This window comes from Paraburkholderia sp. RAU6.4a (assembly GCF_050435625.1).
Classification (GTDB): Bacteria; Pseudomonadota; Gammaproteobacteria; order Burkholderiales; family Burkholderiaceae; genus Paraburkholderia; species Paraburkholderia tuberum.
Map to the genome: position 1 here is coordinate 531,120 of NZ_JBNDKQ010000003.1, position 15,700 is coordinate 546,819.

The 15,700-nt window shown below is 66.1% G+C and carries 15 protein-coding genes and 1 pseudogene; 7 read left to right on the top strand and 9 right to left on the bottom strand.

What is annotated here, in order from left to right:
* Positions 1-21: 21 nt before the first annotated feature.
* A complete protein-coding gene (locus OKW40_RS26940; RefSeq protein ID WP_429492571.1) occupies positions 22-984 on the bottom strand; it encodes a response regulator in 963 nt (320 codons plus the stop codon).
* Positions 985-1,571: 587 nt separating this feature from the next.
* Here OKW40_RS26940 and OKW40_RS26945 point away from each other — a divergent pair.
* A complete protein-coding gene (locus tag OKW40_RS26945; RefSeq protein ID WP_429492573.1) occupies positions 1,572-2,354 on the top strand; it encodes a hypothetical protein in 783 nt (260 codons plus the stop codon).
* A gap of 12 nt (positions 2,355-2,366) precedes the next feature.
* Here OKW40_RS26945 and OKW40_RS26950 read toward each other — a convergent pair whose 3' ends face one another.
* Positions 2,367-3,041 (bottom strand): HAD family hydrolase, encoded by a 675-nt coding sequence (locus OKW40_RS26950; protein WP_018423463.1) that lies wholly within the window; start codon positions 3,039-3,041, stop codon positions 2,367-2,369.
* Positions 3,042-3,189: 148 nt separating this feature from the next.
* On the opposite strand from OKW40_RS26950, the pseudogene OKW40_RS26955 reads away from it, so the two are divergent.
* A pseudogene (locus OKW40_RS26955) lies at positions 3,190-3,394 on the top strand (hypothetical protein); the annotation flags it as partial.
* A 44-nt stretch (positions 3,395-3,438) separates the two neighbouring features.
* Here OKW40_RS26955 and OKW40_RS26960 read toward each other — a convergent pair.
* Positions 3,439-4,320 (bottom strand): LysR family transcriptional regulator, encoded by an 882-nt coding sequence (locus tag OKW40_RS26960; RefSeq protein ID WP_187611205.1) that lies wholly within the window; start codon positions 4,318-4,320, stop codon positions 3,439-3,441.
* Between the two features lie 120 nt (positions 4,321-4,440).
* Between OKW40_RS26960 and OKW40_RS26965 the strand changes: the two genes are divergently transcribed.
* Both OKW40_RS26965 and OKW40_RS26970 read left to right on the top strand, forming a co-directional pair.
* On the top strand, positions 4,441-5,193 hold the full coding sequence (locus tag OKW40_RS26965) for a TerC family protein (protein ID WP_429492575.1): 753 nt from the start codon (positions 4,441-4,443) through the stop codon (positions 5,191-5,193).
* A gap of 7 nt (positions 5,194-5,200) precedes the next feature.
* Positions 5,201-5,461: a zf-TFIIB domain-containing protein gene (locus tag OKW40_RS26970; RefSeq protein ID WP_090807087.1), complete on the top strand. Its 261-nt coding sequence runs from the start codon at positions 5,201-5,203 to the stop codon at positions 5,459-5,461.
* A 47-nt stretch (positions 5,462-5,508) separates the two neighbouring features.
* On the opposite strand, the gene OKW40_RS26975 is transcribed toward OKW40_RS26970, so the two are convergent.
* The 4 genes from OKW40_RS26975 to OKW40_RS26990 are packed head-to-tail and all read right to left on the bottom strand — an operon-like array spanning position 5,509 to position 10,054.
* On the bottom strand, positions 5,509-6,141 hold the full coding sequence (locus OKW40_RS26975; protein WP_429492577.1) for a DUF2894 domain-containing protein: 633 nt from the start codon (positions 6,139-6,141) through the stop codon (positions 5,509-5,511).
* Positions 6,134-6,787 carry an OmpA family protein gene (locus OKW40_RS26980; RefSeq protein WP_018423468.1) on the bottom strand — a complete coding sequence of 218 codons (654 nt, stop codon included), beginning with the start codon at positions 6,785-6,787 and terminating at the stop codon, positions 6,134-6,136. The genes OKW40_RS26975 and OKW40_RS26980 overlap by 8 nt, the downstream gene beginning before the upstream one ends.
* Complete coding sequence (locus OKW40_RS26985; protein ID WP_429492579.1) at positions 6,784-9,141, bottom strand: DUF802 domain-containing protein; 2,358 nt, start codon at positions 9,139-9,141, stop codon at positions 6,784-6,786. Before OKW40_RS26985 ends, OKW40_RS26980 begins: the two co-directional genes overlap by 4 nt.
* A 10-nt stretch (positions 9,142-9,151) precedes the next feature.
* On the bottom strand, positions 9,152-10,054 hold the full coding sequence (locus OKW40_RS26990; protein WP_429492581.1) for a DUF3348 domain-containing protein: 903 nt from the start codon (positions 10,052-10,054) through the stop codon (positions 9,152-9,154).
* A gap of 253 nt (positions 10,055-10,307) precedes the next feature.
* Between OKW40_RS26990 and OKW40_RS26995 the strand changes: the two genes are divergently transcribed.
* On the top strand, positions 10,308-11,540 hold the full coding sequence (locus OKW40_RS26995) for an NAD(P)/FAD-dependent oxidoreductase (RefSeq protein WP_184064204.1): 1,233 nt from the start codon (positions 10,308-10,310) through the stop codon (positions 11,538-11,540).
* 175 nt (positions 11,541-11,715) lie between these two features.
* Here the strand turns inward: OKW40_RS26995 and mctP are convergent, their stop codons facing one another.
* Positions 11,716-13,197, bottom strand: coding sequence for a monocarboxylate uptake permease MctP (mctP, locus tag OKW40_RS27000; RefSeq protein ID WP_184064201.1), 1,482 nt, complete (start codon positions 13,195-13,197; stop codon positions 11,716-11,718).
* Complete coding sequence (locus tag OKW40_RS27005; RefSeq protein WP_090807102.1) at positions 13,194-13,391, bottom strand: DUF3311 domain-containing protein; 198 nt, start codon at positions 13,389-13,391, stop codon at positions 13,194-13,196. The genes mctP and OKW40_RS27005 overlap by 4 nt, the downstream gene beginning before the upstream one ends.
* Positions 13,392-13,631: 240 nt before the next feature.
* Between OKW40_RS27005 and OKW40_RS27010 the strand changes: the two genes are divergently transcribed.
* Together OKW40_RS27010 and OKW40_RS27015 are read left to right on the top strand one after the other, a co-directional pair.
* Positions 13,632-15,047: a cache domain-containing protein gene (locus OKW40_RS27010; protein WP_429291581.1), complete on the top strand. Its 1,416-nt coding sequence runs from the start codon at positions 13,632-13,634 to the stop codon at positions 15,045-15,047.
* Positions 15,044-15,697 (top strand): response regulator, encoded by a 654-nt coding sequence (locus OKW40_RS27015; RefSeq protein ID WP_429492583.1) that lies wholly within the window; start codon positions 15,044-15,046, stop codon positions 15,695-15,697. Before OKW40_RS27010 ends, OKW40_RS27015 begins: the two co-directional genes overlap by 4 nt.
* Positions 15,698-15,700 lie beyond the last annotated feature (3 nt).

Genomic DNA, 15,700 nt, shown 5'->3' on the forward strand with positions numbered 1-15,700 from the left:
CGCCCGGCGCGTTATCGCGGCTCAGCGATGGCGGTCGCTGCGCCACTGCGCGAACGTGACGAGATCGAGGCCGACCTCGGCCGGCTCTATGCGGGTCCAGCCGAAGAACGCGTCGTCCCAGCCAGGAATGCTTTGGGGCGTCAGCGACCGGAACTTCATGCCGCCACGATACGCGAGGTCCGGCCAGAACAGCGGCATCACCTCGCGCGTGGCGAGCTGGCGCAGCAGGTCGGACGGGCCACCCTCGTCGGCGACGATCTCGCCCTGCGAGATCCAGTCGTTCTCGGCCCACGCGACGAACACGCTCGGGTTGCCCGCGGCGTCGAACATCAGGATCACGTTCTGCTCGGGCCGCCAGTAATACTCGACGATGCCCTGAGCGGCCACCACTTCGTCGATCATCTTGCGCGTGCGCGGATCGCAGTAGGTCATGCCGTTTTCGCCGAGCGCGAGCCAGCCCGACTCCGCGCAATGGCGGCTTTTGGCGTCCTTCAGGAAATGCGTGAGGCGATTGGCCGAATCCGCGTCGGTCTTGCGCAGGTACAGGTCGACGATGCCGGCGTTGAAGGCCTTCACCGCGACGGTTTCATCGGCGACGCCGGTAAGCAATACCTTCGCGCAACGCAGGTGCGAGATCGACGACAAAAACTCGACGCCGCCGATGCCCGGCATGTCGTAGTCGACGACGACCGCCGCCACTTCCTCGAAGCGCGACGGCTGCGCGACGATGTCGCGCTCCGCCGAGGTCTCGACGAAGCGCTCGACGCCCGGTTCGCTCAGACACGCCGACGCTGCCGCGAATTCGAGCGAATTCTCGCGTGCGTGCTGGCGAATATAGTTGAGGGCCGCTTGCGGACGCGTGAAAAACAGGTTCGTGTAGGTGCCCGGGAAGAAACGGCGGAGCGCGTCGAGGTAACTGTCGTTGTCGTCGACGAAAACTACTGTGGACGGATAAAAAACGGGAGGTCGAATAAAGTTGTTCATATCTTCACGTGTTTCTCACGCCGCCGCGAATGCCCCCGACCGACCGGTCGGTCGATCTGACGTTTCGCCAGGCGACTGCCCAAGGAATGCCGGGCGATGCCTCGCCCGCGGGTCCGCATGATCAATGGGTTCTTGTCGCTACTACCGGTGACCGTCTGCCGTCGCTGTTCGCGCGTCTCGGGTGCCGCAGCCTGGCGCGGGCCTGCCGGCATGTGCGCTGCGAGCCAGTCGCTGCAAGTCGCTTTCACACGTCGGATAATCGAACCGTGGCTGCCGGTCGTCTGCATTGGTTCGTATAGTACAGGCTCCACGCATTGGCGGCACAACTTAAATCGCATTCCTGCAGGCGCCGGCCGCGCAATTGCGGGGGACTAATTGGTCGAAAAAGAAAATCGCGGCATGCGGAAAAAATGTCCGCTTCCGTCGTGCCGGCGAATGGCTTTAGCGGCAAGCGCGCGCCGTTCGTGCCAGGTCCGTTCGGACATCAATCATCGTGACGCGCCGCAATATGCCGACAAGAAGCGTCGATGTCGAAATGGTCGTTTATCATCAGTCAATCGCAGTTGCTTAATGGTTGTTGCTTAGATATGACGAATACCGGCAAGATGATGATAGTCGGGCTGCTCGTGGTCGATGCGGGCGTCGCCGGTTATCTGCTGTACCCCAGGGACGATCAGGCGCCGGCCGTGACCGGCGCGGTGACCCGCAGCGTCACCGGCGCGGTGGAATCGGAACCGCAGACCGATGCGACGCGTGCCGCTGGCGCCAGCGTGAGGCCTGCGCAACCCGTGAGCCCGCCCGCGCCGCAATCGGCGCTGCCGCAGATGGAGTCGGCCACTCCGGCTCCGGGCGCCGCTCAGGCGCCTGCTGCGGCGCCCGCCCCCGCCCCGTCCCTGCCCGCCACAGCGGCCGCGCCCGTGCCGAGCGTCACGCCCCAGTCGAGCCAGACCGCGAGCGGCCGCATCGATAACGCGGCGCCGCCCGCGGCCAATCCGGCCGCAGGCGCGCACGCCCCCTCGAAGTCGCAGTCGTACGCACAGGAAAAAGCTCAACCGAGGCCACAGTATGGGCCGCGCATCGACCAGACCCATGCCCGCCGGCGCGACGACACGCACCCGAATGGCGCCAACCCGGTCGCCGCGATGCTGACGGACCAACTGGTCAAGGAATCGGCGAAACCCGACCCGTCGCTGCCGATGCCGTCCGGCGTCACCGTGCCGTTGCAGTCTGCCAATCCCCCGGGGGCTGGCGCGGGTAGCGGCCGCGGCACGAATCCGGTCGCGTCGGCGATGACCGATCGGCTGGTCCGCGAATCGTCGAAGGTGGGACCGACGCAGCCCGCCGCGGAGCCGCCCATCATCAAACCCTGAGCGACGCGGCGCTCACGGCCGCGACGCCACCTCGTCGAGGTGCGCGAGCAGATCGGCCGGATCGTCGTAGACGCGCAACGCCCCCGCGCGCTCCAGTTCCTCGGTGCCATAGCCACCCGACAGCAGGCCGACACCGAGCGAGCGGCAGCGGCGGGCCGCAAGCATGTCCCAGATGCTGTCGCCGACCACGACCGTGTGCTCGATCGACACGCCGAGCCGCTCGGCCGCGGCGAGGAACAGGTCGGGATCGGGCTTCGCGTATTTGACGTCGTCGCGCGTGACGACAACCGCCTTTGCCGGATCGACGCCGAGCGCCGCCAGATTCAGCGCGGCGGTTTCCATCCGCCCGCTCGTCGCGACGGCCCACGGCGTGCCGGCCTGGGTCAGCGCGTCGAGCAGTTCGCGCGCGCCCGGCAGCGGACAGACCTGGGCGCGCATCCGCTGATAGGCGGCCGCATGCGCGTGCCGCAGCCGTTCGGCGCGTTCGACGCTGATCTCGCCGTGTGTCTCACGCAGCAACTGGTCCGTGAACAGCCCACCGCTCATGCCGATCTTGCGATGGATACGCCAGACGGACAGCGGGATACCTTCGCTGTCGAGCGCCTCTTTCCACGCCAGCACGTGCTGATAGACGCTGTCGACGAGCGTGCCGTCGAGGTCGAAAAGAAAGGATGTCTGGATGCGCATGCCGGCCTCCGGTGATGATGGGTTCAATCACTATGCCATGTGTCGATGAAACGGCCAGGGCGGCTCGTCGCCCTTGACGACGCTCACGGTCTCTACACGATGTGCGCAAATTCCCACAGATGGGCGCGTATTTGCCCCGATTTCGCTTTACCACGGTCTCACGTTCGAGACGATGTACTCGTTCAGCAAAGGCCGGCAACGTCGCGAACAACCGCTCGTACGGCTTCGGCCTTTCATACGCGCAGGGCCCGCCGACCGATTCGGTGTTGTCGCACGCGACTCTCAACACGCTGCCGCCGTCGTCGACGAATACGCGGGTCGCGGTCACGGTGGGCATGCCTCACGCGTTCTGATGCTGCGCGGCGCAGGCGTGGCGCGCCGCGACAGTGCGATGCCCTCACGACTGCGCCGCCGCGATCACCTGCGACGCGAGCGCATGATGCTGGCCGCGTCGCGAGCGGATTGCGTGAATCTCCTCGATCACGCCGTCCGCGCGGCCGAGCCAGCGCAAGCCCCTCGATAACGTGAGATCTTCGGCGCCGAGCTCGGCGAGCGGAAACACGCCGAGCCCGCGCGCCGCGAACACCGCCATCAACGCGCTGTCCTCGAATTCGCCGACGACGCGCGGCCTGATTCCCTGAGACTCGAACCATCGGTCGAGCCGCGCGCGCAGCGCGCCGTGACGGGTCGGCAGCAGCACGGGCAGGTCAGCGAGACAGAGCGGAAAGCCGTCGCGCGCCGACTTGCGTACGACCTGCGCGGGCCCGTACCAGTCGACCGGCGAGCCCGCGACGCGCTGGCTCAGCACGCGCAGATCCGCGCCGTGCGGCGCCGGCTGACAGGCGAGCACCAGATCGAGCCGATGCAGCGCAAGCTCCGACAACAGCTGCGCGGGCTCCCCCTCGTGACACAGCAGCCTGAGCGACGGCGTGGCCAGCACCGGCGCGAGCAACGCATGCGCGGCGAGCTTCGAAATCCCATCCGACAGCCCAACCGCGAGCCGCACCGAGTCCGCGCCGCTCGCTTCGCGCATCTCGTCGAGCAACGCCTCGCCCAGCTGGAAGATTTGCTCCGCGCGATCGAACGCCTGCTCGCCGGCCTCGGTCATCGCGACGCCGCGCCCGGCCGGCTTCAACAGCTGGCGCCCAAGCGCTTTCTCGAGCTCGCGCACCTGCGCGCTGATCGTTTGCACGGCCATGTCGAGCCGCCCGGCCGCGCGCGCAAAGCCGCCCTCCTTCACGACGATCCAGAAGTAGTACAGGTGACGATAGTTGAGCATGCTAATCCGATACTTCGAAAAATCCGAAACGTCGTTCAGGTTATCACTGGTTCATTCGAACCGCGAATAAGCCCATGATGGCGGTTCCGCCGCTCGCGGCGCACTCGATTCCGCCACCTCATGGACTCCCTGTTCGCACTCGTTGCCGATCCCGCCGCGTGGGCCGCGCTCGTCACGCTGATCGTGATGGAGATCGTGCTCGGCATCGATAACCTGATCTTCATTTCGATCCTCAGCAACCGCTTGCCGGAAGCGCAACGCGCGCGCGCGCAGCGCATCGGGCTGCTGCTCGCGCTGGTGATGCGGCTGCTTCTGCTCAGCACCATCGCGTGGATCACGAAGCTGACCGCGGTCGCGTTCACGCTGTTCGATCATGGCTTTTCGTGGCGCGATCTGATCCTCGTCGGCGGCGGCCTGTTCCTCGTGTGGAAGGCGACCACCGAAATCCGTCAGCACATGATCCCCGCTGACGAACTCGCCGCGAAAACCAGCTCGACCGTGCAGTTGACCTTGGCGGCCGCGATCGGCCAGATCATCCTGCTCGACCTCGTGTTTTCCGTCGACAGCATCATCACCGCGGTCGGCATGACCGAGCACCTGCCGATCATGTTCGTCGCGGTGATCGTGTCGATCATGGTGATGCTGTTCGCGGCGCAGCCGCTCGCGCGCTTCATCGATCGCAATCCGACCATCGTGATGCTGGCGCTGAGCTTCCTGCTCGTGATCGGCATGACACTGATCGCCGATGGTTTCGGCTCGCACGTTCCGAAGGCGTATATCTATGCGGCGATGGCGTTTTCCGCGTTCGTCGAGGCGATGAACATGCTCGCGCGGCGCGCGAAAACGAAACGTCTGGCAAGCAGCGAGGAGTGATGCCGTGATGAAATGCCCAGTCTGCAAAACGACCGATCTGCTGATGACCGAGCGCCGCTCGATCGAAATCGATTACTGTCCGGACTGCCGAGGCGTATGGCTCGATCGCGGCGAACTGGACAAGTTGATTGCGCAGGATGACGGCGACGGCTCGCGGCGCGGCGAGCGTGCCCTGGAAAGCGAGCGGCAGCGTTACGAGGAGCGTCGCGACGAACATCGCGGGTATCAAAAGAAGCGCTCGATTTTCGATGTGTTCGACTTCGACTGAACGCTTCGGCGGCTTGGCGCACGCAAATTCCAACCGCCGTTAGCGCATCAGCGCGCCTTCTTGCGAGCGCCCTTGCCGGTCGTCGCGGCGCGCGGCGCTTCCTTCTCGAGCGGTGCGCCGCCGTTCATCTGCTCGAGCCACGACAGCGTATCGACATACGACAGAAATTGCTTCAGATATTCCGGCGACAGCTCGCGCATCAACGACAGCGCGCGATGTACGAGGCTGCTCGAATTGAGCGGCCCCGCGTTGCCTGGCACCTGCGCGAGCGACTGGCGCAACTGCTTTTCGGTGCGCAGTTTGGACCAGACTTCGCGGAAGTAGTCGACTGCGGGCAGATCGGGATAGGCGGCGGCGTGCGGAGCCTCGGCGCGCGCGTGGTGGCGGGCGAGGCGTTCGATCAGCGCCGCGAGCGTGGCGTCGTTGGCCGCGTTGGCTTCACCGGACGTGGCTTGCGACGCGCTCTCGTCCGCAGCGGCACGCTCGACCTCGGCCGTATAGTCGGCCAGCAGTCCTGCCAATCGTTGCTCGAGCACTCGTCGCGGTTCGCCGCTGTGCTGTGCCGCGCGCCGCGTAAGCGCGTCGAGCAGATGAAAGCGCACCGGATCGAGCCGAGCCGCGCCGCTCGCGCGCCATGCATCGAGCCTCGCGCGAGCCGCGTGGATCGCGTCGTCAAACACCGGACTTCTCCGCTGCCGCCGCACTCGACGGCCGCGGCACCGGCGCGATTTCGACGCGGCGGTTTTTGGCGCGGCCGGGTTCGTCGGCATTCGAACTGACCGGCTGCTCCGAGCCGAACGCCGCCGCAAACACCGACGACGCCGACACGCCCTCGTCGATCAGCGTGCGCGTGACCGTCAACGCGCGCTGCGCCGACAGCTCCCAGTTATCGGCGAAGCGTCGATTGCCTTCACGCAGGCGTTGATCGTCGGTGAAGCCGCTGACCATCAGGATCTGATCGCTCGCGCGCAGATACGCGGACAGCGGCCCGGCGAGACTCTTCAGCAGCGCGCGACCCTCAGGCTGCAGCTGGGCGGAGTTCAGCGCGAACAGCACGTTGCCGCTAATGCCGATGCGCCCATTGACGAGCGTCACGCGCCCCGCCGCGAGCGGTCCCGCGAGTGCCTGTTCGAGCGTCTTGCGGCGCTGCGTTTCAGCCTGGCGCTGCTTGACCTCCTGCTCGAGCTTGCTCGACAGTTCGAGCTGCACGCCGATCACGCTGACCAGAATCAGCACGAACGCGCCGACCAGCACCGACATCAGATCGCCGAACGCGGCCCAGATCGGCGCGGAGGTTTCCACGCCGCCGTCGATGTCCTCGCTCATACCGCGTCGGCTCCGGCGCTCGCGCGCTGGGCGGCCAGCAACTGCAGGTCTTCGACGATCTGCTTCTGCGACATCACGCTGAGGTCGACCACGTCACGCGCCTGCGCGACGTAGTAGGCGAGCTGTTCGTCGCTGCGCGCGAGCGATTTGTCGAGCGCTGCTTCGATGCGTTCGAGATGTGCGACGAGCTTGTCGTTCGCTTCGCCGAAGGTGTGAACGGCCGCGCCGAATGCTTCGCCGAGGCTCGCGACTTCGACCGCGCTGCCGGTGACCTGCGCGGCGACCGTGCCGAGCTTGCCGGTCTCGTGCTCGAGGTGTTCGGTGAAGCGATTGCCGACGCGTTCGAGCAGACCCGCCGACGTCGAGACCAAGGCATCGACGGCCGTGCGTTGCTCGGTCGACGCGTGGTTGACTGCGTCGAGCAGCGTCTCCAGCGTGGCGAGCAGACGACTGCGCTCTTCGAGCATCGCGGTGTCGCGGACCATGCTGTCGGAGAGCTTCTGGCGCAGCTCGGCGACGACTTCGGCAGCGGCCTTCGGCGCTTCCGACGCCGCTTGCACGAGGCGCCCGATTTCGGCGATCGTCGCGCTGGCATGCGTTTGCGTCTGCGCGGAGATATCGCGTGCGGTTTGCGCGAGTGCGTCGCAGATTTGCTGCTGACGGGTCGCGGTTTGCGAACCCGTTTGCTGCCATTGTTCGTCGAGCTTTGCGGTCATCGCGGCGAGCGCTTCGGTCCATGCCGCGAAGCGCTGTTCGTCGCGCGCGGCGAGTTCGGCTTGCAGGTTTGTCGCCGCCTTCGGTGCTTCAGCCGCGGCTTGAACCAGTCGATCGATTTCCGCGATCGTCGCGCTGGCATGCGTTTGCGTCTGCATGGAGATATCGCGTGCCGTTTGCGCAAGCGCGTCGCAGATCTGCTGCTGATGGCTGGCGGCTTGCGCACCCCTCTGCTGCCATTGTTCGCTGAGCTTCGCACCCATCGCGTCGAGCGCCTCGGCCCACGCGCCCAAACGCTGCTCGTCGCGCGCGCTCAGTTCGGTCTGCAAGTTCGCATGCGAGCTACCGACCGCGCTCAGCAACGCCGCGGCATGCTGCTCGAACGTCGCGGCGGCGCGCGCCAACGCCTGTTCGTTGTTGGCGGCGAGTTTGTCGCCCGCGCTTTGCTGCTGAGCCAACGCGTCGCCCCAGGCCTGCGACATGCCGCTCGCCGTCGCTTCGAGCCGCGCGGACACGCCGTCGAGCAGCGCGAGCGAGCGCTGTTCGAACGCTTCGGCAACGCGTTCGACCGAAGCGCGCTGTTGCGCAGCCAACTCGTCGCTCGCCTGCCGATGTCCGGCGAGCGCGCTGTGGCAAATCTCGGCGACGTTCGCGCTGGTCGCCGCGAAGCCGCTCGACATGCCGTCGAGCTGGCGCTGCACGGCCTGGGTGACCGCGTCGTGCAACGCGGCGGTTTCGCGCGAGAGGCCGGCCATCGTCGCTTCGACGACCGGCTGCAGGGCCTTGCCGGCGGCCTGCGCGCTGCCGGCCACGCTGTCCTTCAGCGACTGCTCGATCACACCGGCGAGCCGCAGATAGGCGGCTTCGGTGCGGCCGTAAAACGCGTCGAGGCTCGCGATCTGCCGCTCGTTCGACGCGGCGCTCTGCTGTTCGAGCGCGCTCATCATCGTCTGCAGACGTTCGACCAGCAGCGGCGTCGCTTCGGCCTGGCGTTGCAGCAGCCGGAAGCTTTCTTCGCGCTGATGGCTCTGCGAGTAGACGCGCAAAGTCGTCGCGATCTTCGCGTCGAGCTGTTGCGCCGCTTCGAGCCGCTCGCGGCGGGACAGCGCGGACAGCAGCCCGAGCATCGCGGACGTCGCGACACCCGCGATCGACGTGCCGAACGCGAAGCCCAGCCCCTTGACCGGCGCGGCCAGCGATGCGCGGATCGCCTGCAGGTCGCTCGCGCTCTCCAGCGCAAGGCCGGTGCCGCGCAGCGTCATCACCATGCCGAGCAGCGTGCCGAGCATGCCGAGCAGCACTAGCAGACCGACCAGATACGGCGTCAGCGCCGGTCCCGGCAACGCGACGCGCTCGCCTTCGACGCGCAGCCGCACGCTATTGCGCAGACTCGGATGGACAGGTTCGAGAAACGCGGCGAGGCTCGGCGGTGGTCCGGACAACGCGGCGAGCGCGCCTGTCAGCGTGGCGGTCGCCTGACCATAGCGGCGCAATTCGAGCGCGCCTAGCACGTAGAAGACGCCGATCAGCAGCGTGACGACGAACGCGAGCGGATTGGAAACGGCATAACCGACGGCGATCCAGCATGCCGCGGAGAGCCCCGCGAGAAATACAACGAGATCGATACGATATCTGGACATGGGGTCCCAGTTAGCAGGCGCGAAGAGCCGCTAGCAGCCCTTCGACCGGTTGAAAACGAACCTCCAGCTCGGCCAGCAAAACGCTCTGCATGTCCTTGCGGAAGACGTCGAGCCACGCCTCGGACGCGAGCGGCACGGCAGCGTTGCCGCCATCGGTCGACCTGGCGAGCCGCGTGGCTGCGGTGCTTGCTTTGACGTGAGCCAAGGCTGCTTCCGGCTGCATGGCTGCAGCGCCGGCTTCGACTTCGGCCGACTGCTGCCGCGTGGGATCGGCATCGGCGGCAACTTCGGCCGCTGCTTGCGCCTCCGCCAACCTCCGCTTCTCACCCTCGCGCAAGCGCTCGAAGTGCCCGCCGAGCAACCCGGGCACCGCGCCGAGCAAACTCCGCTCGCGCTCGCCGAGCGCACGCTCCATCACCGCATCGACGACCGCGAGCCGCGCGAGCGACGGCGCCTGCGTCGCCAGCAGCGCGCGCAGCCGGCCACGCAACGTGCCGATCGACGTTTCCATCGACTGCTGAAGCGCGAGATAGCGCTGTCGGAACACCGTGTAGTCGGCCTGCGTGTCGACCGCCACGCGCGGCGCCGACATCCGGGCGGACGACGGCGACGGGCCGCGCCGCCGTGAGCCGGCGAGCACGCTATCGCTCGCGATTGCGCTCACCAGCGAGCGGCGCACGCGCGTGCACTCTTCCTCTTCCGCACGGCCGAACGCGCGCGCGCCACCAGCGACGGACGGCGGCTTGCCATCCAGCGCCGACGACAACGCGATCGCGTCGGTCCAGCCGAGCCACTGGCTCAGCCGATCCGCCAGCGATTGTCGCGATTCGGCGACGTCGGCCTCGGCGAGACGGGCCAGTAAGCGAACGAGCGCAGGCCCAGTGAGGGCGCTGCGCTGAGGGGCTTGCAACATACCACCGGACGCAAAAAAGTCAGCAGTCTACACGCTGACGCCAGCGAGTCCGAAGTCGCCCGCTCGATCGTGCGTCGAAAGACACGGTTTTGCCCGATCGAACCTGGCATTCGGGCGTTTTCCCGAGCGCGGTTTTTTGCCAATAGCGAAGCGGACCTATCCCTGTATAAGATGAAAGCTGGCGCCTCGCTGCGCACTGGAACACGGCGGAGCGTCGACAACACACAGAACACACGCAAGGCGGACAGGGAGCATGAAATTCGATACCGTGGTGCTCGGCGCCGGCATTGTCGGGGTGTGCGTCGCCGTGCATCTGCAGAAACGCGGCCGCGCGGTTGCGCTGATCGACCGTAAGCAGGCGGGCAACGAGACCTCGTTCGGCAACGCCGGGCTGATCCAGCGCGAAGGCGTCTATCCGTACGCGTTTCCGCGCGGGCTCGGCACCCTGCTGCGCTACGCGCGCAACCAGTCGCCCGACGTGCGCTATCACGCCGACGCGATGCTGCAGGTTGCGCCGTTCCTGTGGCGCTACTGGCGCAACTCGCATCCGGCGAAGCACGCGGAAATCGCGAAATCGTACGCGACGCTGATCGAGCATTGCGTCAGCGAACATCGCGCGCTTGCCGCGGACGCCGGTGCCAGCGCGCTGCTGCGGCCGATCGGCTGGATCAAGGTGTTTCGCCATGCCGCCGCGCGCGACGCCGAAACCAGCCTCGCCGAACAGTGGCATCGCGAGTACGGCGTCGAGTTCGAAACGCTCGACGCGCCGCGCCTGCAACAGCTCGAACCCGATCTCGACAAGCGTCTGCAAGGCGGGCTGCGCTATCCGCAATCCGATTCGGTCAGCGATCCGAACGCGCTCGTCACCGCATACGCGCGGTACTTCGAAGCGCTCGGCGGACGGTTCTTCATCGGCGATGCCGATACGCTCCGTGAAGGCTGGCAGGTCGAGACGCGGGACGGGGCGATCACGGCCGAGTCGGCGGTGATCGCGCTCGGACCGTGGTCGGATCGCGCGAGCACGCGGCTCGGGTATCGGCTGCCGCTCGCGGTCAAGCGCGGCTATCACATGCACTACGCGCCGCGTCGGAGCGCGCGGTTGAACCATCCGATTCTCGACGTCGAACACGGCTATGTGCTCGCGCCGATGGCGCGCGGCATCCGTTTGACCACGGGCGCCGAAATCGCGCGACCCGAGGCGGCCAAGACGCCGGTGCAACTCGACGCGGTCGAGCCGATCGCGCGCACGCTGTTTCCGCTCGGCGAACGTCTGGATGCCGAACCGTGGATGGGACGCCGCCCCTGCACGCCGGACATGATGCCGATCATCGGGCCCGCGACGAAACATCAGGGACTGTGGTTCGCGTTCGGCCATGCGCATCATGGTCTGACGCTCGGACCGGTGACGGGGCGGCTGATCGCCGAGATGATGACCGGCGAGCAGACGCTGGTCGATCCGCGGCCGTTTCGAGTCGAGCGGTTTTAACCGGATGGTCTGAGGCCCGCTCGAAATCTCCGCTTTCATCGCGCATTTATCGTCATCTCAGGCTAAAGCCGCCCTCATGGCACGCCTCCGACCAAGCCGCCAGCCGTCGAAGCAATAAAAAACGCCGCGGGCCAACAGCCCCGCGGCGTTCTTCATCGAGCCGGACAACCGTCGATCAGGCCGTCACGGCAGCCCGTCGCGGCGACACTGCCGACACCGCGAAGCTCACGACGATATTCGCGACGAGCGCGATCAGGCCGATATACAGCGGATAGTTCTCGTGGCCGAAATGCAGGCCATACACCGGCTTGAGCCCTTGCGAAATCGCGAGGCCCGTGCCGAGCACGATACCGACGAGCCAGCCGACGAACAGACCCGGCGTGTTCAGACGGCGCGTGTACAGCGTGAACACGATGGCCGGGAAAATCTGCAGAATCCACACGCCGCCGAGCAGTTGCAGATCGATCGCATACTGCGTCGGCAGGAACACGATGAACAGCAGCGCCCCGAACTTGACGACCAGCGAAACGATCTTCGCATTGGCTGCCTCCGCCTCGGGCGAGATGTTCGGCGACACCAGCGGACGCCACAGATTACGCGTGAACAGATTCGCCGCGCCGATCGACATGATCGCGGCCGGCACCAGCGCGCTGATCGCAATCGCGGCAGCCGCGAAACCGACGAACCACGACGGGAACAGCGTGCCGAACAGGGTCGGCACCACGTCGCTTGCCGACTTCACGTTCACGCCAGCGGCGATCGCCATATAGCCGAGCAGCGCGATCAGGCCGAGCAGCACCGTGTAGGCCGGCAGGAAGATCGCGTTCTTGCGCACCGTCTTTGCCGACGCCGACGACAGCACCGCCGTCATCGTATGCGGATACATGAACGCCGCGAGCGCCGAGCCGAGCGCGAGCGATGCGAACGCCGTGTACTGATTCGGCTTCAGCAGGATACCGGTCGCGCCGCCCTTCGCCTGGAAGTGCGCATCGGCCAGTGCGAACACGTGCCCATAGCCGCCGAGCTTCACCGGAATCAGCCATACCGCCGCGATCACGACGATATAGATCATGATGTCCTTGACGAACGCGATCATCGCCGGCGCGCGCAGGCCGCTTGCATACGTATAGAGCGCGAGGATCACGAACGCGACGATCAACGGCAATTCGCCGCTGACGCCCAGCCCCTTGATCACGACCTGCATGCCCACCAGCTGCAGCGCGATATACGGCATCGTCGCGACGATGCCGGTCAGCGCGATGGCCGCCGGGAACCACTTGCCGCCGTACTCGCCGTGCACGTAGTCGGCCGCGGTGATGTGGTTCTTCGCGTGCGCAACCTTCCACAGCTTCGGCATCACTGCGAACACGAACGGATAAACGATGATCGTGTACGGCAGCGCGAAGAAGCCATACGCGCCCACCGAATAAACGAGCGCGGGCACCGCGATCACCGTATAGGCGGTATAGAAATCGCCGCCGACGAGGAACCACGAAATGACCGTGCCGAACTGCCGTCCGCCGAGACCCCACTCGTGCAGTTGCGTCAGATCGCCGCGTTTCCAGCGCGCCGCAAAAAAGCCGATCACCGTGACGAGCACGAAGAACGCGATGAAGACCGTCATCGCAACCGGGTTCACAGGATTCAGATCGCTCATTTGAGACCTCGATACACGATGTAAATCAGCAGCGAGGTCAACGGCACCCACAGAAACTGATACCAGTAGAAGAACGGAAAGCCCGCGAGCGGCGGATGCGTGTCGTTATAGAACGGCAGCCACAGCAGCGCGATATAAGGGATCAGCAAAATGAGCCAGAGCCATGAACGGCCGGCCGAGGGGGAGGTCTCCACGAACGTCTCCTGAGTATTATCGACAGCGCGCGCGATGGCTCGTGGCCCGACGCGCAAATGCCCGGTTGCCTGAGGTCAGGCGGAAAATCGGGGAACGTCGCACACTCGAGCGCCAGGCCTCGCGCGGCGCGGTATGCGACGGGCATGTAGTATTCGCCTTCGCGCGCCTGCTTTCAAGCGCGCAACTACGTAAGCCGTCTACGTAATATTACGTAGCCCGTTGACTGGCTTTTTTCAACGATGAAACTCAAAGCAAAGATAGTGCTGCTCGCGATCGTGCCCTTTCTGGCGGCGATCGCCAGCATCGAGACGGGCGTGCGCCGCGAAGCGACCGCACTCGCCGAGCGGCAGCACGCGACCACCCAGGCCGCGTACATGGCGAGTAAGGAGATCGAGCTAAAGCACTACGTCGAACTCGCGACGACTGCGATCGCGCCGCTCTACGAGGCCGGCGGCGACAACGCACGCGACGACGCGCTGCTGCGCACGCGTGCGCTCGCGGTGCTCGAAAAGATGAATTTCGGCGAGGACGGCTACTTCTTCGTGTACGACCTGCACGGCCGCACGCTGATGCATCCGCGCGAGCCGGATCTGGTGGGTCGGGATCTGTGGTCGTTGCGCGATAGCCATGGCACGCCGACGATCCAGCAGCTACTCGCCGCAGCCGCGCGCGGCGGCGGCTATGTGCGCTATCTGTGGCATCGGCCGTCGACCGGCAAGGAGGAGTCGAAACTCGGCTACGTGGTGCCGCTCGAACGCTGGGGCTGGATGCTCGGCACCGGCATCTATCTCGACGACGTCGACACGACGCTCGCGCACATCGACGGGGAGGCCGCGGCCAATATCGATCGCACGATGAAGTGGATCGACGCGATCGCGGTGGCCGGCCTCGCGGTCATTGCGCTGTGCGCACTCGTGCTGAACGTGACCGAATATCGCAGTGCCGACGCGAAGCTGAAGCGGCTCGCGCAGCAGGTCGTCGAGTCGCAGGAAAACGAGCGAGCGCGCCTGTCGCGCGAATTGCACGACGGCATCAGCCAGATGATGGTGTCCGTGAAGCTGCTGCTCGAATCGGCGCTCGCGCGGCTCGAACGCGGCGACGCACGCGTGCCCGCCGCCGAGGCCGCCCTGTCCACCGGACTCACGCGGCTCGGCGATACGCTGCGCGAAGTCCGGCGCATTTCACATGCGCTGCGTCCGTCCATGCTCGACGATCTCGGTGTCGCGGCCGCCCTCGAACAACTGACGCGCGAACTCGGCGACGAGTCCGGCATCGCGATCGGCTTCACGCAGATCGCGCATACGCATGCCGCCACGTTGCCCGACACGGTCAACACCGTGCTGTTTCGCATCGCCCAGGAAGCGCTGACGAACATCGTGCGACATGCGCAGGCGTCGAGCGCGGCGCTTGCGCTCGAGGTTTCGCGCGATGCGGTCACGCTGACGATCTCCGACAACGGCCGCGGCTTCGACGTGACCGAAGCATTCGTCGGCGGACGTGAAGGTGTCGGCCTGCGCAACATGCGCGAACGGCTCGAAGCGCTCGGCGGCACGCTGTCGCTGAACTCGCAGCCGGGGCACACCGTCGTCGCCGCGCGCGTGCCGCTGCCCACGACGCATGCAACGGTGCCGTCCCTGCAGGAACTCTCATCATGAACGACACGACCTCTCCTTCCATCGCGCGTCTGCTGCTCGTCGACGATCATCCGCTCGTGCGCGACGGTCTGCGCGCACGGCTCGAAGCAGTGCACCACTTCGAAGTGGTCGGCGAAGCGGGCGACGCGCAGCAAGCGCTCGCGCTGGCCGAACGACAGGCGCCGCATCTGGCGCTGATGGATGTCGGCATGAAAAGCGGCATGAACGGCATTGCGTTGGCGGGCCTCTTTCACGAGCGCTTTCCGGCGATTCGTGTGCTGATGCTGTCGATGCACGACAACCTCGAATACGTGACGCAGGCGGTGCGCGCGGGCGCGGGCGGCTACGTTCTGAAGGATTCGCCGGCGCTCGAAATCATTCAGGCGATCGGCGCGGTACTCGACGGCAAGACGTTCTTCAGCGCGGAGATCGGTGCTCGACTGATCCAGGCTTCGGCAACGCAATCGCCGGTCGAACGCTTGACGCCGCGCGAGCGCGACATTCTCGATGCGCTTGCCGAGGGACTGTCGAGCAAGCAGATCGCGCAGCGCAACGATCTGTCGGTGCGAACCGTGGAGACGCATCGGCTGAATCTGAAGCGCAAGCTCGATATCGAAGGACAGGCCGAGTTGATCAAGTTCGCGGTCGAGAACCGGCGCAACAAGCGTTGAGGT